Consider the following 25,322-nt stretch of genomic DNA (forward strand, 5'->3'; position numbering starts at 1 on the left):
GCGTCACTTGCCCGTTTTCGCTTTCGATGACCGCCGGCGCTCTAGCCTTTGCTTCGACGACGGTCGCGTCGTCGCGATAGGTGCGGCATGGTCGATGTTGAACGCCCTCGTGACCGGCAGGGTCACGTTACGCAGCTTGACCGCGCCCGCGACGATCTTGCCCTTCAGGTCGGTGTCCTTCTTGCCGTCCTCGGCCAGCACCTTTTCAAGGAAGTCCTCGCCCTCGTCGGCCTTGGCCTTTTCCTTGCCCACGGGCACCCGGATGTCATAGACGCCGTTTTCGTCGGTTTCGGCCTTGAAACTATTGCCCGATTTCGCGCCCGCGATTTCCACCGTCGCATGCGCCACCGGGCGGCCCGACGTGTCCACCACCTTGCCGGCCAGCCGGAACTGCCCGGCCAGCGCCTTCAACTCGCCCAGCATCGCCTCCACCGGTTTCGAACGGTCTTCTTCCCGCTTGGCGGCGGCGGCAAGGAACTCGGCATGGGCCTTCGCCCGTTCGGCCCGGGCTTCGGCCTTGGGATCGCCAACTGCCTTGGCCCGCACCGCTTCCATCCGTGCCGATGTCAGCCGTACGGACGCCATCGTTCGCGCGTCCTGTAGCCCTGCGTGGCGTAAAACCGCGCCCAGTTCGGGCATCTGCGACATGCCCCGGGCGAAATCCATCGGCGACAGCTTGGTCTTGAACAGCTTCTGGACGGTCTCGGCCATCGTCGCCTCGGCCGTGGCCTCGGGCTTCTTGTCCTTCGTCGGCTTTTCCTCGGTCATCGTCCCACTCCCGTCTTGGCCAGCCCGTCCGGGCGGCCGGAAAATTGTCCCAGCATGGATGTGTAACCCTGTACGGCCATCAGGTCGTTCGTCAGGCCGCCTGTCAGGCCTTCGCGCATCTGTGCACACAACTCGCCGCGGTTATCGCTGCCCGTCATTGCGCCCCAGATCGTCTCGATCAGCTCGGTATTGCCGGCGTCCATCAACGTCGCCGCGGGACCGAAGGCCAGCACGCAATGCGACGCCTGGTTCATCGCGGTGGTGTTCATCAGCCCCCATGTCAGTGCCGAGACGAAGCAGTTCGCCAGGGGTTCCTTCAGCCGGTTCGACGACGCATGCACGCTCCACCCGATGGCCAGAAGGTTCACGCCCATGAAGTCGGCATCCAGATCGAGGCTGATCTGGTTGTCGTTCACCATCACGCTGTCGAGCGAGGCCAGCGCCACGGCCGAAATCCCAGCCGATGACTGCCCATCCATCCCGTCCAGCCGGATCTGGTTGTCGTTCAGCATGATGTCACCGCCGACCTTCAGGTCGCCGGGCGTGTCGAAACCCAGCTCCTGATCGCCGCCGATCAGCGTGTCGGACAGGCCGGTGTTCTGCAGGTAGATCTCGTTCGAGACACCCATGTTCGCCATCGCCACCACGTCGCCGCCCATGATCGACAGGATCAGGTGCCCGGCCGAACTGTTGGGCCGCTGCCCTTCGGCCACGGCCACGAAAAGCGAATTCACCAGCAGACCGCCCAGTGAGAATTGCCCAAGCCGGCGCATGTTGAACAGGGCCAGGATCCAGCCGTTCGACGCGCCCGATTGCGTGACCAGCCGGTTGTCGGTGGCCTGCATCGGCCCGATGCCGAAGGCCAGCAGGGCCCGTCCCTGCGGCGCGCGGACGGAATTGCCATGCACCACCAGCGCCGACGATCCATCAGACCGGATCGGCCCGTCCAGATCGTAAGGGTTACCGCCCGACTGCGGGTTGGGGCGCACCTGCGTGATGGCAATCCCCCCGCGCCAGCCGCCGCCCCCTGCGCCGTCGCCGTCGACCTCGTCCAGGCGGCGGCCGGTATCGGCGATGGTGTTCTCGACGATCTCGGTATCCTCGGCATAGAGCGCGAAGATGCCGACCGCCGGCAGGTCGTGGCGCCGGGCGTTGCCGACGATCCGGTTCTCGCGGATTTCGGTCCGGGCGATATCGGCCAGCGCGATCCCGGCCCAGGCGGCGACGAGCTGCATTTCCGCCGGGAAGGGCCGGTTTTCGCCCGACAGGACGCCCGTGATCTCGTTCCCGATGATGGCCAGGTCCTCGACCGAGATCAGGAACGGATCGGTATCGAGGTTGAAGTACTGCACCACGCCGATGCCGTTGCCGCCCATGTCGCGGATGCGGTTGTCCTCGATCCGGATGTCCGCCAGCGCACCGTCGGGGACGGGCACCCATTCGGTGCCGTTGTCGTCGGGATCGCGGGCGGGCGGCACGGGATCGAGGCCAAAGCAGTTGTCATCGGTCACCGTGAAGGTCCACGCCTGAAGGATCGTGCCGTAAGCTTGCGCGAAATAGGCCGTCAGCCGGTCCGGGTCGTCCAGTTGCTGAACCGGGACGTAAACGACCGAGCCCAGCGTGACCCCGTTGCCGTAGGTGCCTTCGATCAGGTTCTCGCGCACCAGCGCCGTTTCCGAGCCGCCGCCGATCTGGATGCCCCCCAGCGCGGGCGCCAGCACCTTGCCGAAGTCGGAGGCCGTCAGCGTATTGCGTTCGATCACCAGCTCGTCGCCTTGCGCGTAGATCGACGGGCGGTGGGTCGCCTCCTCCAGCGCGCGGTCGTCCAGCGTGCCGTCCACGTGGCACAGGCAGTTGCGGACGGTCGCGTCGATGGCCGCCGCGATCCAGATGCCGCCACGCTGGAAATGGGTGATCTGGAGCGAGTCCAGCAGGATCGCCCGGCTGCGGATGAACTGGTTGTCGTCGCCATGGCCCGCCGTCACCGAAACGGCCAGTTGCGCGGGCGCGTCGATGGCCATGTCCTTCAGCATGATGTTGGTGCCGCCTTCGATGGCGAAGATCGGCGTGTCGTCGACCACGTCGGCCTCCGTCGCAGGCACAACCCGCGTTCGCGGCCCGCAACCTTCGATGCGGATGTCGCGCGCGCCGGTGATGCTGACGTGTTCCTCGTATGTCCCCGGGAGCACGAGTATACGCCCGCCGGCATCGGGCAACGCGTTCACGGCGGCCTGGATCGACAGGTAATCCCCGTGCGAGGCGGTGCCGTCGCCCACCCGCAAGGTCACGCAATCGCCCTGCCGCGTCAGCGGCTGGAACCGCGCGCGGCAGTCGTGGACGTTGGCGTTGCCGTCCCCGTCCCAGTGGATCGTGGCCAGCGGCGCGGCGAAGATCCGGCGCGCCTCGGGGGCGGCGCCCACGCGCAACTCCCACGGCGCGATGTCGTCGGGCGCGAAGGGGCGCGCGGCGATGATCCAGGCATCACCGGGGCGCAGAGCGGTGCCCGCATGCGTCACGGTCAGGCCGGTCAGTCCCAACGGCACGGCCGCCCCGATGGCCATGGCCGGCGCCGATGCACGGTCGAGCCCCCGGTCCCAGACCCGGACGAAGACGTAGGGCCCATGCTCGTCGGCCCCGAAGCGCGTGGTTTCCAGATCGGCGGCATCGGCACGCGCCTGCCACGCGGTGTTGAACCCGGCGGGCACGGCATCGGCCAGCGTCACCTCACCGGTATCGGGATCATAGCCCGCATCGACGGTTGTGAAATGGCCCTCGGCCTCTGCCGCGATCTTCTCGCCGTTGAAATCGACCGCGCCCCAGGGCAGCACCTCGACCACCTGTCCCGGCGCGGGCCAGTGGGCGGTGTCGACCGGATCTGTCAGCAATGTCAGCCCGGTGCCCGCCGCATCGACGGTGGCGCGCATCAGCCGGCCGCCGTTCTCGAACCCCCAGCAGAACATGTCGGACGTGACCATCTGCACCCGGATCGCCCGGTTGGCGGCCCCCAGGAATCCGTCCTGGATATCGGGGGAGCACAGGTCCTGATCCTCGCCCATTTCGGTGAAGCCCACGGTCAGCGTGCCGTCCGGTTCCAGCTCATGGGTCGCCGGGTTCAGTTCACCCCACCCCGCATCGGCCCAGCGGATCCGCGTTTCGGCCCACAGATCATGGCACGCGCCCGCATCAAGCCCCGTCACAAGCCGCACCCGCGCCATGATCCGCAGGTGCGCCGCCGTGTCGACACCGCCAAGCGCGGGATCGACGGCCGCCTCCTGCTCCGTCGCGCCGACGGGCTGGGTGTAGAGTTCCAGCACTGCAAGATCGTAGCGTTCGCCGTCCGGCGCGGGCAGGTCTTCGCGCGTCAGCCAGTCGGGCTGCAGGCGGAAGCTGGTGTCCTCGTGGAGCCGGGCCCGTTCGCCGCCGATCCAGTAATCGCCCGCCTCCAGCGAGAATTCGATCACCCCGTCCTCGATCCACGCGTCCGATACGCGGAACCCGTCGTTCGATGTGCCGTGGGCGCCGATGATGCCCACCCGGTCGGCGGCCATCTCGTCGGCGGTGATATCGCCGATGGCGGTGACGTCCTCGTCGGTCAGAACGCGGCCGACCTGGCCCAGAAGGCCGCGGCGGTTGTAGCGGGTGTCATGGGTGCGACGGGACAGATCCTGGTGCGACATGGGTAGGCTCCTAGGTCTCGAAACGGTAAATCGGCAGCACGCCCAAGGGGGCATATTCTGAAATCTTGGTCTTGAGCGCCGCCAGCCGGGCATTGTCGGCCAACGCGTGGAAGGCACCCATCTCCTGCCCGTTCTCGCCCCCGGTCAGGACAGCGTCCGGGCCATGGCGACGCAGCCGCATGTAGTCAGGGTTGCCGAAGCGGGTGGACAGGAACAGTCCGGTATTCCCGGCCAGAAGGTGCGCGCGGTAGCTTTGCGGCGGGCTGGAATCCTCGCGCGCGGCGGAAAAGCGGAAACATCCCGCCTGCCGGTCCACGGGAGACAGCCAGCGGCGGATCAGCGTGTTGGAAATCCACGCCCGCCGTCCCTGCACCGCGCCGTTGACCGTGCACCGGTCCAGATGAATGTCCGTGTCGTCAAGCGGCGCCAGCGCCAGTCTGTCGTCGAAGATAGAGTCCGCCGCCCGGATCTCGTCGATCTGCCCGCCGATGGTGCGGACCCTGCCAAGGATGCAGCTGTCGATCTCCAGAAGCTCGACCCGCCCGCGAACGACCAGGTCTATCGCGGGAAGGACGGGCGATCCGGCGTCCTCGGTCAGCGCGCCGCCGGGGTCGAGCGTGACGTTGGTCAGCCGCACATGTTCCCAGTCGCCATCCAGTACCAGCGCGGCTGCGCCGCCTGCTTCGGCCCCGATCCACAGCCCGTCGAGATGAAGGGAGGCATTGCCGTCCTCGGTGGCGTTCAGCCGCCAGTTCCCGGTCAGGCGCAGGTAGGGACGGGTCCCGGCATCGGCGTGGATGGCAAGATCCACCACCCCGTTGCGGTTGTTGGGCTGGCCCCAGGTGGCATTGCCCGACAGTCGCAGGGTCCCGTTCAGTGGCAAATTTGGCGCGGTGATCGGCTCGCCATCGGTGCGCTGCCGATCAGGGGTGGGGAGTTGCTGCGGGTGGCGCAGTGACGTGGCGCCGATGGGCGCCGCCTGTCCGATATGGTGATCGGTGGTCAGCACGCCGTCAGGTGTGCCGCCCGGAAACCGGAACCGGCCGCGCTCAGGGTCGATGACCAGCGGTACGGTCGCGCGGGGATCGTCCCAGTCGGCCAGGGAGCCCGCCGCCATGTCCGTCAGCGGCACCGCCGCGGCGCCGTCGAGTTCCACGCGGATCGACCGGGGCAGCATCTGCGCCTTGCCGCAATCGTCGATCAGCGCCAGCCGCCGGATCTCGCGCAGCGTGGCGGCGCCAAGGAACACGCCCGAGGACGGGCGCGTCAGCAGCGCGGTTCGCAGCCGGGTGAGGCCAGCGAAGACCCGGCCCAGAAGCGGGCGCAACTCATCCACCTGCGCGTCGGTCAGGCCGAAGTCGCGCAGGGCGGTCTGTACGGCCGGGGTCAGCACGAAGACCTCCTCCCCCAGCAGGCGACACGGGATCGGCGCGGGCACGTCCCAGGCCCGGGCCGGGCGCCAGCCGTCGGGGTCTAGCGCATCGCCCTCCCCGCCCGTCCTGCCCCGTCGCGCGAACAGGGGCACGTCCCGGCCCGACGGATCAAACGTATAGGCATCGGCCACCGTGCCCTGCGGCAGCGGCACCACGCCCTGCAACGGCACGGCGCGCAGGCGGTAGAGGTGCACCGCCATCCGGTTGATGCCATGACACCCACCGGCCGCGATATCGGGCATGTGTTGCAGCCGGTCGAAAGGGCCGCCCACACGCTCCATTTGCAAAGGCGAGGCCATCGGTGCCACGGCGGCCCATTCCATCGCGTCGCGCGGGGCGTCCAGCGGATGCGGCAGGCGGGCCAGCCGCTTGAACCCTTCGACCAGCGCTGCATCCCAGCCCGTGATGTCCGAGGCCAGCTGCTCCAGTACCGCGGGCGTTCCCTTGCGGCGGCGATAGTAGATCGACTTGGCCACGTCGATCCGCCGCCCCCGCTGCGACATCGCCGGCAACGTCCGCGTGCCCAGTAGTGCGCCGATATAGGGCACCGCCCAGTCGGCACACAGCTCGATCTGCTGATCGTCCCACAGCCTGTCATGGGACCGCCTAAGCTGAGCGGCCTGCCCGGCGATCACCTCGACCAGCGCGCGAAGTGCACCGGGAGTGTCGCCCAGCCCGTCGCGGTCGCGGTAGACCTGCGGGATCAGTGTCCACAGATGCTCCGACAGGACCCGTTCGAAATCGTCGCGTGCGGTGGGGATGTTCATGCCGCTGCCTCCTCGCCATTCAGGACAAGCGAACCGCCCAGATCCGGATCGACCGTGAACCAGTGGCCCTTGGGGCAGGCCTCGCCCTCCGGGTCGGGCGGATGGCCATCGGCCCATGTGATCGCGGTGACGGCGTTGACGCCGGGGACGGCCAGTGCCTCCGACGCCAGCGCGCTTCGGAAGAAGGCCGCGCCGATCCGCGGCAGGGACAGGCAGAACCGCGCGTTGCGGGGCAGTGTCAGGGCCTCGCGCAGGGCGGCCAGCACATCGGCGGACCGGTGATCCGGTTCGATGGCAACCTGCAACGCCAGCCTGACCGGGACAGGAGCCGCCGCCGCAATGTCCAGCGGTACGGACGGATCCGACAGCGCCCGCACGCGCGCCGTGAGCGCCGGGGCTAGGGCCGCATCGCCCGCGAAACGGATCTGGACGACGGGCCGTTGCCGCCGTTTCGACCATGTCCATGTCGCCTCGGCCGCCTGCACACCATCCTGCGTCAGCGCCGCCGCCTCGAAATCCGCCAGCGAGATCGCGCGACCCAGCAGCAGCGCCGACCGTGGCGCGTTGCGGCGCAGCAGGTCCGGGCTTTCGGCGTCGGACCCGCCCCAGGCCGCGAAAGGCTGGTGGACGGTCGTGACCTCGGCATCGGCGGTGACCATCTGCGTGAGGCTGTCCGGCCCCGGCGCATCGGCCCCGGCCCCGGTGCGGTAATCCGCCGTGACCAGCGCACCCGTCACCAGCCGCGCGCCGTGAATGCCGTCGCCGAAGGTGACCAGCGTCTTGCCGTCCTCGGTCTCGCGGAGGGTGTAGACCAGCGCCTCGGCCGGCTGGCCATAGAAGCTGGAAACTTCCGAGGCCAGAATCCCGTCGACTCGAACCTCCAGCGCCGGGACATAGCCCGCTTCGGACGGCGCAGGCAGGTAGGTGAGCGGTTTCTTCAGCTCGAAGCTCTGGTGCGGAACGGCGCCGTTGCCCTGCCCCAGCACCTCCCCCGCCACGGTTTCGCCGCGGGTGACCTTCACGGCGTTGCCATGAGCGGTCACCGGGGCGGTCAGGTCGTGGGTTTCGGCCTCTCCGCCCAGCGTCAGCGTGGCCGTCGCCGGATCGACCTCGGCCGAGACCGCTGCCCCGTTGCCCTGCGGGTCGCTGATCAGCGCGGTGATCTGGCGGGGCTCGGCCACGGGCCAGCGCCTGCGATAGCGCCATGCGCCTTCGATGGGCAGGACGGAACCGGCACCGATCCGGGCCGTGTCCTGCGGTGGAGACGCCAGTTGCCCGGCCTGTCGCATAGCAAAGCCCACCACCACGTCGGCGCTGCTGCCGCCCACCGAAAGCGCGCCCGACCACGTGACCCGCGTGCTGGGGGCCCGCACGGCGGGGGTTTCGATGGTGTAGCTTTCGTCGTCCTCGTCCGTCGCGGTGGTGCTGCCGGCGGCGACGACCGTCATGCCCACCTCGCGCGCTGTCGCCGCGCGGGTGACGGCAAGGCTGCCGTCGCCGCCCGTCAGGGAGACGATATCCCCGGGCGCGATCTGGCCCGACAGCGTTGACAGCACGACCGAAGTCGATGTCATCGCGTCGTGATCCCCGCTGATGGCTGTCTGCGACCAGAGCCGCCCGCTCTGCCCCGGAGTCCAGAGCGTCACGTCGCCGGGCGCCAGGCTTTCGGGGTCGACGGGCACGGGCGTGGCGAAGGTCAGTTCCAACAGTTTGCGGCCGTCAGCGAAGGTCTCCTCCCGCGTGGCCTGAAGCCGCGTGATGTGGAGCGCCGATCCGGCCTCGACGATCACGATGTCCCCCGGCCGCACCCCAAGGGTGCGCGGTTCGATCCAGAGACCCGGTACCGTCGCCAGCCCCTGAAGTCCCTGCGCCGCGGCCAGTGTGGACGGCGCGGGCGCCCCCAGCGGCAGGGCGCTGAAGGCGGGATGGAGGACGGCATCGGCCCCCGTCTCGAACACCTGCGGCGGGCCGTCGCCCACAGGACCGGAGCGGAAGGCCGCGCCGGCAGGCAGTGTCCGGGACCGGGCGCCCGAGACTTCGAGCGCGATCCATGCGCTGGCGGCAGTGGCCGGTTTCGGACGGTAGCCCAGCGTGCCGATCAGGCGGCGCAGGTGCAGGTCGGAGGGGGCGGTGCCGATATAGGCCTCGTTCGCGCGGACCTCGTCATAGAAGGCGCCGATATCGCAGACGACGGCCCAGAAATCGACCAGCATCGCGCCCAGATCGCCGGGCGCCTGCCCAGACCAGTCCCGCAGGGCGGGATGATCGCGGCGGGCGGCCCACATCGACGCACGGAAGTCGTCGAACCGGCCGATGGTGCGCGGCAGGGCGGTCAGGCCCGGGGGGATGTCCGGCACGCCGATGGGCTGGCAGGTGTCGCAGGGGCAGCTCATGACCCGCCCTCCATGATCAGGGTGATGCTGCCGCGTTCGGGGCGCGCCGGGTCCGAGGCGACGCGGATCAGCTCGGCCCCGCCCTCGGGTTCGTAGCGCGGGCCAAGATCGCGCCACGCGAACCAGCCGCGGCGGCGGAAGCGGATGCGTTCGACGGCGCGCACGCCGCCGGCGCCGTGGATTGCAGCCTCGAGCCGGGAGCGTTCGACCCCCTGCCCGAAGCTGCGGTCGTTCGGATCGAAGAACCCGCCGGGCCGGGACGACAGCCGCCGTTGCACCCGCCGCGCCACGTCCGACCGTTCGCGGTCGGTGGCGGCGCAGACGGTGATCTCGAAATCCAGATCGGCGTAAACGGGATCGGCCACGCGGCTGTCGCGCCCCGCCATGCGGAACCGGTCGAGCCAGATGTCCAGTTCCTGGCGCCGCTCAACCGGAAGGTCGAACCTGTCGGCGGGGTCGGGCGTGGTGAAGGTGGACAGCCACGATCCCGTCCAGCGCGTGCGGGCGCGGGCATGGTCGACCCAGTCCAGCCTTTCGGCGGCTTCCTCGTAATCCTCCGCCCGGACCGCGCGGAAGGTGATGGCCTTCCACGCCTGCGGGGCGTTGATGCGAACGTCGTCTTCGCTTTCCGCGTCAGCTCCGTTGGACAAGGCGAACGGGTTGGCGACCGCTGGTTCGATCCCGCCCAACACCGCGCCCGGGTCTATATGGGTGATACTGTCCGCGCCCAGGTTGGTCGCCGCTCCCCCGCCGATCCGGTAGCGCAGACGGAAGAGCGTGCCGGTGGGCGGTTCGCGCCCGAATTCGCCATCGCCGAAGCGCAGGGTGGTGCCAAGGGGCCCATGGTAGTCGCGCCAGTCGAAAAGGTCGTTCAAGTGATCGAAGCGGCGGATCGTGTCCCAGCGGCCGTCTTCCAGCGTGAAATCGGAACTGTCGGGCAGCGAGGACGGCGCGCCCAGAAGCGACCGGCGCCATGTCCATTCGTCCTCGGGCTGGTAGGTGGCACCGTCCCAGCTGAGCGCGGTGATCTCGATCGCCGGGCGCGCGGTTTCCGGGCCGCCGGTCGCGTGCCACGACAGCGGCCAGTCTTCCGTGCCGGGCAGGAACAGCCGGTGCAGCACGGCATCGCCCGGGCCTTCACGCTCGATGGTCTCGGCCAGCGCGGCGCGTTCCGGGTCCGGCAGGGCCGGGTCGGCATCGCTGCGACGGCCCGCGACGAAGGTGATTGCCTCCTGCGTCTGCCCGGCGGATATGGGGACGAGGTTGCCGTGAAGCGTGAGCGTTTCAAGCTCCAGATCCTGAGCCAGCGGTGCGGCGAAGGTCAGGCGGGTGAAAGCGTCGCCGGTCAGGGTGTCGACGTCGTCCTGCGCGTCGGTGATCCAGACCGGCACCCGTTTCTCGGGCGCGGCAGAGGCGGCTTCGGACACCGCGTTCTCCGGGTCCGTCCGCAGCAGCGCGCGACGGGCCGGGCGGCCATCTTCCAACAGATCCTGCGCAGGCAGAAGGGCGGCAAGGTGACCCTCCACCGCCATGCCGGTGCTGCCGGCGAAGAGGCAGAACTGATCTTCGTCGAAGAGATATGGCGCCACGTCGTCCAGCGCGGCGTTGACGGGCCATGTCTGGGGGGCTTCGGGATCGGCCAGGCCCAGCCCGATTTCGAACGGAATCTCCACGCCTTCCACCGTCTGCGCCCAGACGCGGCCGCCGGCGACGAGGTTCCCGTTCCCCGCGCCGACCTGAACGTCCAACAGCCCGTGCGCGGCCAGTGCCGGGGCGGGGTCGTAGTCCATCAGCCGTGCATGGGCGCGGCGGGATCGAGGCTGCGTGGCAGTGGCGAGCGAAGATTCCAACGCCGCGCGGTCCTGCGTGTAGGCCAGTTCCGATCCGGCGTGGGCCATGAGGTCCACCAGCATGTTGCCCACGTCGGGCAGATGCCGTTCGCGCCAGTCCGGCCAGTGGGTGGCGGCATAGTCGAGAATCGCCTGCCGGTAGCTGTCGAAATCCCGCGCGGTGTAGTCGATCACGGGCTGAAGGCGCTCGGGCTCCGGGCAGTCGGGGTTGGTCTTGCAGTCGAAGCGGCTGGGGCACCCGGCCTTGAAGGAAAACAGGATCGAGCCGAAGAACGCATCCATCAGCGGATCGTCAAGCACCAGTCGCTGCGGGTTGAAAGGCCCGGGACCGGCAAAGGGGATCGACAGTCGCCGGTCATCGCCGGCGCCCAGCCACGCGATATCGTCCGTCAGGATCGGGGGCGGCGCTGCGCCATCGGCCGGGTCGGGCACGACGCGGATACGGTCGGACGTCAGCGCGGTTTCCAGCGCGGCCGAGGGCGGGTTGAGGAAATGCACCTCGATCACCGCGTGATCGGCGGACACGGCGACGCGGTCGATGCCGTTCAGCGTGGCGTGTCCGCGCAGGAGGGCAAGGCGGTCGGGTCCGGTGGTCATGTCGGCACCTCCAGCGTCAGGACGCGCCTGCCGGGATCGGATTTCAGGTGCCACGCGATGTGGACATGAAGTGCGGTTTCATCGACCTCGACCTTCACGGCGATCACCTTGATCAGGTCGCCCAGGTGCTTTTCCAGCGAGGCATGGACACTGGCGCGGATCATCGTGGCAGACGCCCCGCGCAAGGGTTCGAACACAAGGCTGTAAAGCGTCGTGCCCAGGTCGGGGCGCATCACCCGTTCGCCGTGATCGGTGAGCAGGATCTGGCGGATCATCTCCTCGACATGGGTCGCGTAATCCGGCTGCTGCGCCAGCCGGTCGGCGCCGGCTTCCACCTGCAAGGGATACCGGAAGTTGCGGGAGTGCTTCGAGGCGCGGATGGGAGATGACATGGGCTGCGTCCTCAGGTGCTTTGCACGACGGCCTGGCCGGCGTTCGCGATCTGGACCATGCCCTGAAGCCCGCTGGGGCCGAGGCAATAGCCGATGGAGCTGTCCGACAGCGTCGGCGTGCCGCCCGCGCGGACCATCATGTCGGGCTTGGCCCAGACGACGGCAACGCAGGGGCTGGGCACCGTCGCGGGGCCCGCGGGGATGGTGAAGGGACACCCCGCCACGGTGAAGACGTCGGTCATCCTCAGGGGCGGCGCGCCGTTCACCATCACCCGCATTTCCGTGGGCGACGCCGTGATCTGCGCCCCGTGCGGGCAGGTGAGCACCGCGTTCGCGTTCAATGTGTTGGCTCCCATCGATCCCTCCTCACATCACGTCCAGATTGCCGCCGTTGACCGAGGTCATCACATCGTTGACCTCGACGCCTTTCTGGCCCTTCGTCACGCTCGCGGCCGAGCCCGTCGCGCGGACCTCTCCCGATGCGATGCCGGCCGTCATCGACGCCGCCGCATCCAGCGCCAGCGTGCCGCCCTGATCGGACGAAGCCGTCAGGCTTTGGGCGTTGTCGTCGATTTCCAGCGTGGCGGTGTTGGTGCGCAGGATGCGCTTGCTGTCGCCGCCCGCGGCGTCGGGCAGCTGCCCGTCGCCCCAGAACGCGCCGACCCAGATCGGGAAGCTGGGATCTCCGCCTTCGAATTCGACCCATGCGCCGGAGCCGACTTCCGGCAGCAGCATCAGCCCAGTGCCGTTGCCCGCGTAGGGCACGCAGATTTCGGCCAGCACCTCGGTCTCGCCCAGAACGGCGGGCACCTTGACCTTCACCCGGCCCCGCTGGGGCAGCATCTCGTGTCCCGTCACCAGCCCGCGGTACTTGCCGTAGAAGCGGTCCGCGACCAGTTCGGCCAACTGGCGGATCATGTCGTCGGTCATGGCAGGGCTCCCATCAGTCCGCCCGGTTCCTCGTCCCAGGCGTTGCGGATCAGGTGCAGGTCCATTGTGTGGGCCGCTGTGTTGATGCGGTGGGTGACGCCGGCCACGTAGTAGCGGCCCGAATGGCGGCTTCCGGCGCCTTCGACCTTGACCGTGTCGTGGGCATGGACGATCCGGCCCAGCCGCTTTGCCGTGGTCGCCGTGGTGGCCGAGATGAAGAACTGCGCCTCTGCCAGCACCGCGCTGCCCCGCGGTTCAAGATCTGATGCGCCATCGCCCGCGACCGTCAGCCGCGTCGTCCGCGGTGTGGGGCCGATCCGGTCGACCGGGGTCCGGCCCAGCGGGTCCATGCCCGAAAGGTCGGTATCGGCGGTGAAGTCCGACACGCCCGAGATTTCGACGCCGCCCGCCTTCACCGCGGTCGGGCCATCGGTGGCGAATTCGATGTCGAGGCTGTCGATGGTGTTCTTCTCGCCCCCCGCCTTGGCGTTCATCCGCAGGACAGGCAGGTTACCGTCGCTGAACGTGATCGGCTGGAAGAACCCCTGGTTGACGACCGGCCCCACGCGCGCGGCCATGGGCCGGATCCAGAACTGGCAGCCGTTGCGCTGCGCCAGGCGGCGCAAAAAGGCCAGGTCGGTCGCGCGCTGGACCAGCGGATGCTGCATCGACATGCGCGCCATCACCGGCCCCGCGGGCAGGCATGGCACCGCATATTCACCGCAGATCGCCATCACCGCCGGGCCGTCCGGGCCGGTCCACTGGCGGACCTTCATTTCCAGATCCATCGCGACGGAGGCATCGCCCCCCAGCACCGTCAGGCGAGAGTTTCCGCTGCCATGCACCAGCCGGATCGCGTGCCCGTCCACCGGGCCCGAGACAAGGCAATCGATCCCGCCCGCGCCGTCCTCGACAAAGATCGACAGCGGCTTGCCGGGGTCGAGCCGCCCGTCCGTCAGCGCGGGGATGTCCTGCCGCTTCACGGGCGCGGGCAGTTGCAGTTCGAACCGCGCGGGATGGCCCATCCGTTCGGACACGACGACATCCGCCGCGGCGGCCAGATCGCCCGCCAGGGAATTGTCTGCATCTATGGACACGCCACGCGCCAAGGTATCCTCCTACCTGTCCCGGGGTTTCACGGGGACGGCCATTTCCGGCAGTCCCGCTGTCGCTTCGGGGATCATCTGGTTGTTGTGGTCGGGCAGCCGCCACCAGTCGCCCGCGCCGTTCAGATGGCGGTGCGCCACCAGGTCCAGCCGCTGGCCCTGCCGCCAGTTCAGCCAGCCCATCGTCTCGGTGTCCTCGCGCGCCGGGGCCTCGACCACCGGAACGGTGCGGCCCTCGGGCGTGGTGACGGTGCGCAGGGGCGCGCCCTTGTACTTGGAAGTGTCGGAAAAGCTCACAGGATGTCCCCCAGGTCAGGATCGGCCGCCGTCAGCGCGGCATCCAGCAGCCGGATCGGCCCGCCGATAGTGGCCAACAGCGATTTCTGTTCGCGGGTAAATATGTAGCAGCCCTTGGCGATGGTGACGGGGATGCCGTCATCCCCGTCGTCGAAGGCATCGAGATCGGACTCCCGCAGCACGTCCAGTTCCACCGTTACCTCGGCCCGGATCGGGTAGAGCGTGGTGGCATGGAACTGCTGTTCGTTCACCGTCATCGACTTGATGACCACGGGCACGATCTTGCCCGGCCCGAAATAGAACAGCTGCACGGTAGCCTTGGTGGGTTCCTCCCCCCGCCTGACGCCAAGCGCATCGCCGATGGCATCGCCCACGGCATCCAGCGCCTGTTCGAACAAGGTGGCATTCGGATAGGCCAGCATTTCCAGCGCGGCGATGCGGTCGGCGATGCCGGTGACAAGGCCCAGCTTGTTGTCCTGGTTCAGATCGTCATAGGCATCGATCACAAGGTTCAGCGTGAAGCTTTCCCTGGGATCGCCCGGGCGGACGGCGATATCCTCGTCCCCCGCCGGGGCGTCGTCGCCCTGTGCCGCGCCCGTCGCGTCAGATGCCGCGGCCGGCGGGCTGCGGGTTTCGCTTGGCGCGTTGGCGGGCGTGATCGACCGCGACAGGCCCGCCGGGTTGTACTGGAAGATCACGATCGACGGCATGACCCCGATCAGGGCCGCCGGTTTCAGTTCGATCAGCGCCCCCTTCATCAGGAATCCGCGCTTGGTGTCGGGATAATCAGCCACCGCCGCCCCCCCATGTGCTGGACACGAAGGACGTGCCGAACTGTTCCCTGTTCTTCTTCGCCAGCGCCGTCTTGATCGCGCCGACCCAGTCGGTCCCGGTCTCGGGCGTGTGCGGATCGCCGGCGGGCAGGTCGGTCGTGCCTTCGGGCTGCCGTTTCAGCGAAACTTCGGTGTAGTAGCGCCGCTCGCGGGTATCGAGCTGGTCTTCCAGGCGGCCCCACATGTAGCCCACCATCCAGTCGTAACTGGACTGCATCGCCTTGTAGGTCGCCTTCTCCAGCGCCTGTCGCGGACCGGGCGTCCCGGCATCGACGGCCGATTTGACGAGCCCCTGGAAGGCGGCGGCGTCATTCAGATTGCGGGTGCCCCCTGCCCCGCCGGGCGCGATGGTGGCACGGGCGGACTTGACCTCCGCGATCAGGAACTCGCGGTAGACGCGGCTCATGTAGTAGCCCTGGGACTTGCTGGACTGGTTGTCGTCCGGCTTGCTGTCCGGCGACGGCTCGACAGCCAGGTGCAGTTTGCCACGCTTGTGGGTATCGGCGGCCAGCGAAACGGCGGGCATCGTGGCCCCGCGGTTGGTGTCGATGGACAGCTTCGTCAGGTCCAGCATGCCGCCGCTGGCATTGAACTTGTCATAACCTTTGGGCCGCTTTATCGGACGCGCGATTTCGGGGCTGGTGCCGTTCTTCGGCACGAAACCGGGCGTCCAGTACGATCCGTCCGCGCCCCAGGGCGACACGGCCTCGTTGTCGTTGGTGCCCGAAAAGAACTCGGCGAACAGGAACTGTGGCACGTGGTGGCTTTCGCGTTCGGTATTGTCGAACGTGGCCGTCGTCTTCGACAGCTCGCCATGCAGCCCCACCCGCAGACCCAGAGGCGACGTGTCAGGGTCCTTGTATTCATCCCACGGCCGCAGCTTGTCCTTGTCGAGCGTGGCCTCGGTCCTCGCGAAATCCGCGATTTCCTTCTTGTCGGCGTCCGGGATGACGAAGGTCTTGGGTTTCTTCTCCCAGTTCTGAAGGTCCGGGAAGCCCGTCTTGTAGTAGTTCCGCGCATGGCCGAAGGTGAAGCCCGCGGGCGTGCCATCGGGGTTCGCGCTCTTCAGTTCCTGGTAGAAGAGCGGGTTGCCGATGCCCCGCACCCGGCCCAGATGGACGGCATCCAGATCGACTTTCAGCACCGATTTCGGATCCGTGGTGGAAAGCTTCACGTTGATCAGCACGCCGGCGGTGTCGTAGATGTAACCCGCGACGATGTTCATGTAGGCGGCTTCGTTCAGGTCGTAGATGTCCTGATCGCGGTTCTTCCCCTTGCGCCGGGATTCCGGGCGGAGCGTCACCGCGCGCGCGACGAGCCGGACGATGTCTGGCTTGTGCCCCTTGGTGCCGCTGGCAATTGCCGCCAGCGCTTCCTCCCGCACCAGTTTCAACACGTTCGTCGACAGGGCGCTCGGTCGGGCCCCTTCCCAGTCGGCGCTGCCCAGCTTCGCAGTCACCTCTGCGATCAGGCGGTCGGCCTCGTTCCGGGCCGTCCTGCCCTTGGTTTTGTTGAGATAATCCTGATTTTCCAGCATGTGGGCCGCGAAATCGCCCTGCCCCGCGGCCTCGCCCAGCTTGCGCATCATGTCGATGGCGTCCTGCCGGCCGAAGGGCGCCATGGCCACCGGGCCGCGGCCCCTGACCGGGACGGGATCGTCATCGCGCATCAAGCGGCGGCGGGAGGCATGGGCCATCTCTTCCGCCCCCTCTTCGCGGGCCGTGTCCAATTGCACGCCGCGCCCCGGACGCCCGGCGACGGGGCGGTCGGGCACGGGCGCGCCGCCGTCCACGGGCCGGGGGCCGGTTTGTTGCAGGACATGGGCGATCTCGTGCCGCAGGACATGATCGCCGTGCGGGCTGTTCGGACGCAGATCCGCGCCCAGGTAGACATGACTGCCGGAGGCCAGAGCTTCGGCCCCCGTCCTGTCGACGAAGCCCCGGGCATCGGGGCCGTCATGCAAGCGGACATGGCGCAGGTCATGGCCGAAATCGTTCTCCAGCCGCTTGCGTTCGGCATCGGCCAGCGGGCGGCCGGCCGTGTCGGGCAAGGGGCCGGGAAACGGGCTGCGCGGATCGCCGGGCAGGTTGAAGGCGTCCAGCTCGGGCAAGGCCAGCGGCGTGTCCTCGATGGCCACGTCGGGCAGCGTGGGCGCCTTGACGTCATGGCCGGGAAAAACGGCGTTCAGGGTCTCGAACAGTTCCGTCACCAGCGCGTCCCGGCCGTCCTGGAACGGTTCGCGCAACTTGTCGCGGACCATCGAGCGCCAGTAGACGTTCGGATCGGCGGCCGAGTTCGAGATCAGCTTGTCCTCGATCAGCCCCGCCAGCCGCGGCAACTGGCCGGTCAGGCGCAGGGCCTTGTAGACAAAGCTGGCCTTCTTGCCGAGCTTGGGCATCAGGAACTCGATCGCCACCTCGACCAGCAGCGCGGTGGGCACGATCTCGTTCGGAAGCTCCATCTTGGCCGCGTCGGTCAGCAGGGCGGCCAGCTGGTCCTTCAGTGCCTCGGGCTCGAACCCTTTCTGCATCGCGGCCAGCTTCGCGCCGATCTGGGCCCGCGGGTCGTCACCGAGCATCGCCCTTGCATCGCCCAGATCCTCCGCCACCATCATCAGCAGCTGCAGATGCGCGTAGTACCTGTCGATATCCGCCAGGTGCGGCGCCACGCGCGGCATGGTGGCCAGCTTGCCCGTCGTCGCGTTCACGGCGGCCCCCGCGCGGTTCTGCGCCCGCAACAGGGCCTGAACGAAGGTCCCGCCGATGCCCGATATAGCCTTGGCCAGCTGGGTGTATTTCTTGCCCTTCTTGCCCGTCTTCTTGGGCTTGCGCTTTTGCGGGCGCGACGCGAGCGCCTGGAACTTGCTCGACATCGTCTTTGCCGCGGCGCCGCCGAACAACTCGATCAGCAGGAATTTCCACAGAAGCGTCCCGTCGAGCTCCTGCAAGATGTCCTCGGTCAGGAAATCCATGATCTCCATCGGTGCGTCGATCAGGTCGGCCTTCAGCCCGTCCAGTTCGCCTTCGTTGATCATCTGCGCGATCTTGGCGGCCATGCGCGCCACCATGATCGCCTGCCCGTAGCCGGGGATGAATTCGGCCAGGTCCAGCGCGAATTCGGCGCCCGCCTCGATCCCGCGGGCCAGTTCCGTCAGTTGTGCGTTGCGGGCATGGGTGTCGATCACCGCCGACAGCAGCGTCATCAGTTCGGAGTCGCCCGCGCGGACCGTTACCGTCCGCAGGCGGGACATCTCCATGTCGTCATCCGAGGTCTTGCGGATATAGGCTACCGACAAGGTGACAAGCTCGGCATCCGCGGGCATCCCCTTTTCCGTGCCCGGATAGCGCGCGACGGCCGTGCCGGGGATCGCCCGGTCGAAGGGCGGAACGAATTCGAAGCCGCGGTGGATCCGGTCGATGCGGTAGAAGATCGGATGCCGCGTGCCCAGGATCGTGTCGTGCAGCGTTTCCGTCTTGCCGTCTTCGCCCTTGGACTCCTCACCCCATTTCCAGACGCCCTCACCGCCCGTGTCCGCATCGCGTTCGGACCAGAGCGCAAGGATGAAGGACGCCCATTCCTCCCCCGGCTTAATGTTCTTCGACGCCAGTTCGGTGTGCAGCCCGTCGGACGCATCGCCGTAAAGCGCCCATGTCTTCTGGCTTTTCGCCCGCGCCTCCAGCAGGGTCCGCATGATCCCCTTCAGCCGGGCATAGCGGCTGTCCAGATCGGAATAGAGCGGCGTGAACGGCGCCAGCCGGGCAAGATTGTCCTGCTGGTCGTAGATGTTTTCATCGTCCTTCAGGTCGGCCCCGCGCAGGATCCCTGCCACGCTTTCGCCCCGCACGAAGGAAATCGCCAGCTGCACGGGGGGCAGCAGGTTGTGGATCGCGGAATGGCTGGGGTGGCTCGTCTTGGCGGTCTTGTTGACGACCGTCTCAAGCTCGTCCACCGCGTCGAAGATCAGCGCCACGACCTGCCGGTCACGGTCTTCCACGGGCCGGACAACGTGCGAGAACGACGACAGGATATGGCCGAATTCGTCCGGCAGCAGGATCTTGCGCGTGTCGTCCCCGAAGGCCCACAGGTAGTCGCGCAAATTGTCGAGCGCGATCTTGCGGTTGACGTTGGTCAGCTTGCGCAGTTCCTCCGTCATCCGGTCGCGCGTGGCCTGCTGCTTGTCCATGAAGAAGGTGTCGAGCGTGCCGGTCACTTCAACCGCGCGTTTCTCTCCCTCGACCCAGGTCATCAGCGCCAGCAGCTTCGCCGTGGCGCTGGCGTCACCGGGCAGTGTGACGGCCGCGCGGAAATCGGCCAGCAGGCCGGTCAGTTCCGGGATCTTCAGCAGTTCGTTCCAGATCGCGTCGAATTCGGGCAGCACCCAGAAATAGACACGGTTCGTCCCCGCCTCCTGCCGGATGACGAACTTGTCCTTGAAGATCGGCGTCCGCCCCGTGGGCGTGCCGCCGTCCTTGCCGAAGAGTTCCGGCATCGACGGATGGCGCATCTGCACCTTGGGCGCGGTCGCGGACTTATCCTTGGGGTTCATCACCAGATGGCCGTCATCGGCCTCGAACAGACGCGGATGGTTGACCTTGTCGCGCGCCTCTTTCATCAGCCTGGTCAGGTTGGGCACGTCCGAAACCTCGCGCCCTTCCCTGGCGGCCTGTGCCGCGGTCTTCTTGCGCTCCTGCGCTTCCTGGTAGGGGTTCTGTTTCAGGCGGCGGTCGGCGACCTTGTCCAGCTTCTCGCGCTCGCGCTTCAGCACCGCGATCTCGGCGGCCATCTGGGTGTACTGGTAGAACCGGACGAGGTTCTTCGTGCTGACGGCCAGCTTGCCCAGGTACGGCGTGTCGGTGCCCTGATCGCTGATCACCTGAACCCAGCCCACCTCCCGGTCGAGATCCGAGAAATCGGCGCCTTCGCGTTCCTTGAACCCGTTCGGGATCACGGCGTAGGAAAACCCCAGTTCGCCGCCCTGGTAGACATCGGCCAGTTGCGTACGCAGCGCATCGTGCCCCAGCGCGCGGGCGCCCAGACCCACGGCATTCGCGATTAGGTAACGCGATTGCGCTACGGCATCGGTCGATTTCGCCTTGGGCGCATGGCGCAGCCAATCCACCAGCCAGTCGGCCCAGAGCATCGTCATCAGGATGGTGTTGCGCCGGTCGAGCGCGGTTTCGCCCGGCGTCTGCGCCCGGACCGCCGCACGGGTCAGCTTGCCCGCCAGCGGTGCGCCGGCGGTTTCGATCGCGTCGGCCAAGGCTCCGCGCGCCTTGCCGAAATCCCCGCCCGACGGCAGGCGTTCGAAAAAGGCGATCTGTGCCAGCATCTCGGGCCGGGAGGACGCCTTCTTGTCCGGCTCGGCGTCGTCGCCGGTTTTGGCCTTCTTCTTCAGATGCAGGACGCTGTTGGCCTGCCCCTTGTCCATCGCCGCACCCACGGCCGTCAGGAACGCCTTCAGATCTCTGCCCACATCGATCTTTGGCGCTTTCGTGAAGGCCACGCCCGCAGACGCCCCTGTCGCGCCCAGCGACACGAGGGTCGAGGCCAGCCCAAGCGCATCCTTCGCCCCGGAATAGATCCGCTGCGCCCGGACGCCCAGCTGCGCGGTCAGCCGTTCGCCAAGCACGTCGGCCTTGGGGTCGGTATCGGCCCGCCCGCCGGTGTTGGTACGTTCCCCAGTGCGGCGCCCCAGCAGGTTCTGGTCGATCACCGAAACCCGCATCAGGTAGCGCAGATAGGCCGGGGTGCCCCTGCCCTCGCGCTCCTTCAGCCCCAGTTCCGACCGGAGATGCGCCAGCCCCGAAGGATCGCGCATGGCGCTCAGGAACGTGTTCTCCTTTAGCTGCATGAAGCTGAGGATGTCGAACTGGGCCTGGTTCAGCTTCAGGCGCTCGGCCGATTGCTGGACGTCCGTGTCGGCGTGATGACCAAGGATCGTACTTTCCGTTGGCGGCACTGCCGAAGGATCCAGCAGCCAGCTTTCGACACGCTTTGCGAACGCCTCCCACTGCGCCTTCACGTGGGGCGACGCGCCTTCGTCGAGGAACGTCTTGGCCATCAGCTTGTGATCGGCATGGGCGCGGTAGTAGTCGCCGAAGGCCTTGTTGTAGCCCAGCTGTTCGATGTGCAGATGCGCGTTCAGATGGCGCAACGCGTCGGCATGTTCGCCGCTATTGGCCAGCAGGTCGAATCCCATGCACAGCCCGCGGAACGACCGGAAGCGGTAGGTCGGCAGCGCCTTCGCCAGCTTGCGGGATGCGGTGGTCTTCGTGTTCAGGTGCAGCGGCCCGCCGTCCAGTGCCGCTTCGAACGCCGCCATGTCATCGGCGAAGCGCTTGTCGTTCGGATCGTAGGGTGTGCCGCCCAGCGTCTTCATCGTCGTGTAGTTCGTGACGATCAGCGGCCAGAGGTCCGGCATCTTGGTGCCGTTGACCACCATCCCCTCGCCCGCCTGCACCGCGGGGCCGGGAACCTCCGGCTCCGGCGCGCGCTGGACGCGGGCTGTGCCGCCCGGCATCGGCGCAAGACCCTGCTGCAGGGCATGGGCGGTTTCGTGGGCGATCAGGCGCAGGCCTTGCGGTTCATGCGGGCGATAGGCGCCTTCGCCGAAGACGATGTGCCGCCCGGCAGCAAAAGCCTCCGCCCCTTCGGAGCGGGCCAGATCAGCGGCCTGCGGGCTGGCATGCACGCGCAGGTCCGTCAGATCGGCGCCAAAGCTCTGTTCCAGCCGCCCCTGCACCGTTGCGGGCAGAGGCGTGCCCACCCCGGCCCCGCCCGGCAAACGCGCGGGATCGCGGCCCGTCAGCGCCGCGACCGGGCGGCGATCCGCGACACGGTCGGCCGCTTGGCGCGCCTCCTGTTCCAGCCGCGCGTTTTCGGCCTTCTGGCCCCGCGCGGCCGGTTTGCGGTCTGGCGTGGCCCTTTGCACGGCCTTGGTCTGGGCGGGCCCGGTCATTGCCCTGCCTCCCGCACGGCACGGGCCACGGCGCGCGCGATGGCCTTCGGGTCCTGCGCCTCGGCCGCATCAAGCACCACGTGGACCGATCCGATCTTGCCGCGCGCGCCGCTGCGCTCCAGTTCCGTCTGCAAGCTCCCGGCCGTCCGCCGGGCAAGGCCCCGTGCACCGTCCTGCGACCCTGCCGACAGATGCAGCCGACCGATGCGCAGGTTATCCGTCATCGCGCACCTCAAGCCTTGCGGCTTCGGCCTTGGTCAGCGCGCGGCCCTCCTTCTGCAATTCATGCTCGGCACCGGCCAGCAGGTCGGCCCGCGCCAGTCCCTCTCGCCCGTCGCGACGGGCTTCGATCACCGCCGTGCGCAGCGCGTTCTTGATCTGGGCGCCGGTAAATTCGAGGATCTGGGCCAGCCGCGTGCATTGCGGGGCCAGCGACGCCGCGGTCGCGGGCGAGAGCTCGGCACACAGCGCCAGCCACATCCGTTCCCGCAAGCCGGTATCCGGGCGCGGGAAATCCAGCACGTGGCGCAGACGCCGCAGGAACGCAGGGTCCAAATTGTCGCGCCGGTTGGTGGCAAGGATGCAGGCGCCCGCGTAGCTTTCGACGGCCTGCAACAGCACGTTGGTATCGGCGTTCAGGTACCGCGCATGGGCATCGCGGGTTTCGGTGCGCTTGCCGAACAGGCCCTCGGCCTCGTCAAAGAACAGCACCGCCGCGTCCGCCTGGGCCTGCGCGAAGACGGATTGCAGGTTCTGCGCCGTCTCGCCCACGTATTTCGACACGACCGCCCCGCTGTCGACGACGTACAGGTCCAGCCCCATCGCGTTCGCCACCACCTGCGCGGCCATCGTCTTGCCCGTGCCCGGAGGGCCGGAGAACAGCGCAAAGACGCCCCGGCCCTGCGGGTACAGCCGCTCCATCGCCGGTTGCTGCCAGAGGCCCGGCGCCATGGCGATCTCGTCGGACAGGCGGGTCAGGCCGCGGGTCAGCGGATCGGGCAGGATCAGGTCGTCCCAGCCCAGCCGGCCAAGGCGGGGGGAGATCACGGGATCCAGCCGCGATGCCTGGTCCGCGCGCAGGGTGGCCATCGCAGCGTCCGGGCTGGCAGGCCCGGCGGCGGCAACGCGGGCGATTTCCCCCACCGTGGCGGGCTTGAGGTGGAGAAGACGCTCGCGTTCCGGTTCAGGCCAGTCGGAGAATCCGGGAACGAGCGCGGACCACGCATGGCGACGGTCGGACATGGAAAGTGGGCCACAATCGCAGCCGTGGACGATGGCCCCGGCAGGGACCGGCCCGCCGGAGGACTGGCGAGTGACCACGAAGTGCAGCGCGAACCGGGGCTGGCCTTCCGGGATGTGCACCGCCTCGTCCCCGATCCAGCACGGCGGCCGCAGGCTGAGCCGTGCGGCGCGTTCGACGACATGGACCAGCGCGCGGCTTTCCACCGGGTCGAGCCCGGCCAGATCCGCGAAAATCGGGCGGGTGCCGAGTTTTTCCGCCACCGCGGCCGCAAGGCTGCGCCGTCCGGTTCCGGGCGCACCGGAGAGGCGGATCGCGACCGGCGCGCCGGCCCGGTCCAGCCCGTCCGCGGCGCGGGTGGCGAGATCCTCGACCGGCCAGCCGGGCAGTGGCTCGGGCGCGTCCCGCGTGCCGATCCGATCGTGCCAGCGGGGCGGGATCGGATCGCCGCCCCCCAGCCAGTCGCCGATGGTTTCATCCAGCACCAGCGCCAGCGGCGCACCGGGGGCGACGGCGGCTTCCGACAGGATCTGCCAGTGCACCAGCACCCCGCGCAGATGCGGGGCCGCACCGCCCACCGCGCGCCGGGCCATTGCGGCGCTGACCGGCGCCACCTGCCCGCCCCCGCGCCAGAGCCCGTAGAAGAGCGCCACCAGCCTGTGGCCGTCCTCGCCCAGCCGGAACGCCTGGGCCAAGTGGGACAGGCGGTCATGGGTCGGGGGCGCGGGCACGGGGCCGTCCCCCGTCCGTGCAAGGCAGGCAAGCGCCCAGCTTGTCATCTGTTCATCCCCGTCTGGGGAAACCTGCTGTGCCTCGACCGTCATAGCGTCACCCATTGCGGCGGGGCGCTTGCGCCGCGGACCAGGACCCGGACCGGCAGCGGCCGCCCTGTGGGCCATGCCGCGTCGGGCGCGAAACGGATCTGCGTGTCGCTGTCGATCACGAACTCTCCCCCGCCCGGGTTGGCGCCGGCGCCTTGCGCCAATGGCTGACCAAGGACCGTCATCTCGACCTCGGCCGCGGGGACCGATGGCGGCGCGAAGCCCTGCCCTTCGACGGTGTAGATCCCGGCCACCGGGCCGGCCAGTTGCGTGGCATTCGGCGTGACGAAGAAGGCCATCGGGTTCGACAGGAACTCGACCGTCCGCACCGCGCCGTCCCCGCCGGTGAAGCTGCGCGTCACCACGGCCCGCGCACGGTAGAGCCCCGGCGGCACCGGCACGCCATCGGCGAAGGCGGCAGGCCGGGCCACGATCTCTCCGTCGCGGACCTGCACCGCCCATTCGGCGCCGACGGTCACCGGTGCGTCCCAGCCGTCGGCCTCAAGTCGCAGCGCGACGCCGTCGCCCACGAGGTTGCCGCCGATCAGCGACAGGCGACCGCCATAGGGCACCTCGGCCGGGCTGAGCACGACCCGTTCGGTGGTGCCATCCGCGCGCGACAGGTCCAGCCGGGCCTCGGCGGCATAAAGCCGGGGTTCGCCCCCCGCGAAGACACCCGCCGCGTAGGACAGGACACGCGGACCGATGCGGGTGACCTCCAGCGGTTCCAGCTGGGCCGCGACCTGGTAGTAGACGGCCAGCCGCGGGGCGCTGTCGCCCGGGTTCCAGAAACCGATCGCCTCGGCCTGGCTGACCTGCTGCATGGTGATGTTGAAACGCACGTTGGGATCCGTGATGCCCACCGCGCCGAAGACATCGACACCGCCGGGGCGTGCGTCTGGCCCCAGCATCGCGTGCTCCTGCAGGGCCAGCATCGCCGCCGACAGGGCGATCTGCGCTTCCTCGGCGGCGTTGTCATCTTCAAGCTGCGGATGCGCGGTCAGCTGGTAGCTGAGGATCAGGCCCATCGGCGCGTATTGCGGCCCGTGTTCGGGCATCGGCGGCAGGACCGACGTCAACGCCGGATCGCGCGCGACGTGGTAGAGAAACAGCGACAGGTGCGCATCGCCCGCGGCCTCCGGCGACCGTGGCGAGACGATGGGCGCGGGGTTCGGCGCCCAGATGGGCGAGGTACGCATATGCTCGCGGATCGTCCGTGTCAGCACCCGGGTCACGTAGCGAAGGTCGGGGACGGGCATG

15 protein-coding genes are annotated in these 25,322 nt (G+C 68.5%); all 15 read right to left on the reverse strand.

All coding sequences use genetic code 11. The features are described 5' to 3' along the window. Positions 1-3: 3 nt before the first annotated feature. Genes D4754_RS08750 through D4754_RS08820 form a run of 15 tightly spaced genes read right to left on the reverse strand, consistent with a single transcriptional unit; the run spans position 4 to position 25,321 of the window. Positions 4-768 carry a carboxypeptidase-like regulatory domain-containing protein gene (locus D4754_RS08750; RefSeq protein WP_121062632.1) on the reverse strand — a complete coding sequence of 255 codons (765 nt, stop codon included), beginning with the start codon at positions 766-768 and terminating at the stop codon, positions 4-6. After that, entirely contained in the window at positions 765-4,445 is a 3,681-nt protein-coding gene (locus D4754_RS08755; RefSeq protein WP_121062633.1) for a right-handed parallel beta-helix repeat-containing protein, read from the reverse strand. The genes D4754_RS08750 and D4754_RS08755 overlap by 4 nt, the downstream gene beginning before the upstream one ends. Before the next feature lie 10 nt (positions 4,446-4,455). Continuing rightward, complete coding sequence (locus D4754_RS08760; RefSeq protein ID WP_121062634.1) at positions 4,456-6,645, reverse strand: hypothetical protein; 2,190 nt, start codon at positions 6,643-6,645, stop codon at positions 4,456-4,458. Next, on the reverse strand, positions 6,642-9,038 hold the full coding sequence (locus D4754_RS08765) for a baseplate J/gp47 family protein (RefSeq protein ID WP_121062635.1): 2,397 nt from the start codon (positions 9,036-9,038) through the stop codon (positions 6,642-6,644). Before D4754_RS08765 ends, D4754_RS08760 begins: the two co-directional genes overlap by 4 nt. Beyond that, the gene (locus D4754_RS08770; protein WP_121062636.1) at positions 9,035-11,485 is read right to left on the reverse strand and encodes a baseplate J/gp47 family protein; all 2,451 of its coding nucleotides are present in this window, start codon (positions 11,483-11,485) and stop codon (positions 9,035-9,037) included. The genes D4754_RS08765 and D4754_RS08770 overlap by 4 nt, the downstream gene beginning before the upstream one ends. After that, on the reverse strand, positions 11,482-11,877 hold the full coding sequence (locus D4754_RS08775) for a GPW/gp25 family protein (protein WP_121062637.1): 396 nt from the start codon (positions 11,875-11,877) through the stop codon (positions 11,482-11,484). Before D4754_RS08775 ends, D4754_RS08770 begins: the two co-directional genes overlap by 4 nt. Positions 11,878-11,888: 11 nt before the next feature. Beyond that, complete coding sequence (locus D4754_RS08780) at positions 11,889-12,233, reverse strand: hypothetical protein (protein ID WP_121062638.1); 345 nt, start codon at positions 12,231-12,233, stop codon at positions 11,889-11,891. A 10-nt stretch (positions 12,234-12,243) separates the two neighbouring features. Then, complete coding sequence (locus D4754_RS08785) at positions 12,244-12,807, reverse strand: phage baseplate assembly protein V (RefSeq protein WP_121062639.1); 564 nt, start codon at positions 12,805-12,807, stop codon at positions 12,244-12,246. After that, positions 12,804-13,904, reverse strand: a complete 1,101-nt coding sequence (locus tag D4754_RS08790) for a hypothetical protein (protein WP_163025849.1) — start codon at positions 13,902-13,904, stop codon at positions 12,804-12,806. Before D4754_RS08790 ends, D4754_RS08785 begins: the two co-directional genes overlap by 4 nt. Positions 13,905-13,925: 21 nt before the next feature. Then, positions 13,926-14,210 (reverse strand): hypothetical protein, encoded by a 285-nt coding sequence (locus D4754_RS08795; protein WP_121062641.1) that lies wholly within the window; start codon positions 14,208-14,210, stop codon positions 13,926-13,928. After that, a complete protein-coding gene (locus D4754_RS08800) occupies positions 14,207-15,004 on the reverse strand; it encodes a hypothetical protein (protein ID WP_121062642.1) in 798 nt (265 codons plus the stop codon). The genes D4754_RS08795 and D4754_RS08800 overlap by 4 nt, the downstream gene beginning before the upstream one ends. Next, positions 14,997-22,001 (reverse strand): eCIS core domain-containing protein, encoded by a 7,005-nt coding sequence (locus D4754_RS08805; RefSeq protein ID WP_121062643.1) that lies wholly within the window; start codon positions 21,999-22,001, stop codon positions 14,997-14,999. Before D4754_RS08805 ends, D4754_RS08800 begins: the two co-directional genes overlap by 8 nt. Further along, entirely contained in the window at positions 21,998-22,225 is a 228-nt protein-coding gene (locus tag D4754_RS08810) for a hypothetical protein (protein WP_121062644.1), read from the reverse strand. Before D4754_RS08810 ends, D4754_RS08805 begins: the two co-directional genes overlap by 4 nt. Continuing rightward, on the reverse strand, positions 22,215-24,077 hold the full coding sequence (locus D4754_RS08815) for an ATP-binding protein (protein ID WP_163025850.1): 1,863 nt from the start codon (positions 24,075-24,077) through the stop codon (positions 22,215-22,217). The genes D4754_RS08810 and D4754_RS08815 overlap by 11 nt, the downstream gene beginning before the upstream one ends. Continuing rightward, positions 24,062-25,321 (reverse strand): Pvc16 family protein, encoded by a 1,260-nt coding sequence (locus D4754_RS08820; RefSeq protein ID WP_121062646.1) that lies wholly within the window; start codon positions 25,319-25,321, stop codon positions 24,062-24,064. Before D4754_RS08820 ends, D4754_RS08815 begins: the two co-directional genes overlap by 16 nt. Position 25,322: the final 1 nt, after the last annotated feature.

The sequence above is a fragment of the Chachezhania antarctica genome (genome assembly GCF_003646465.1).
Classification (GTDB): Bacteria; Pseudomonadota; Alphaproteobacteria; order Rhodobacterales; family Rhodobacteraceae; genus Chachezhania; species Chachezhania antarctica.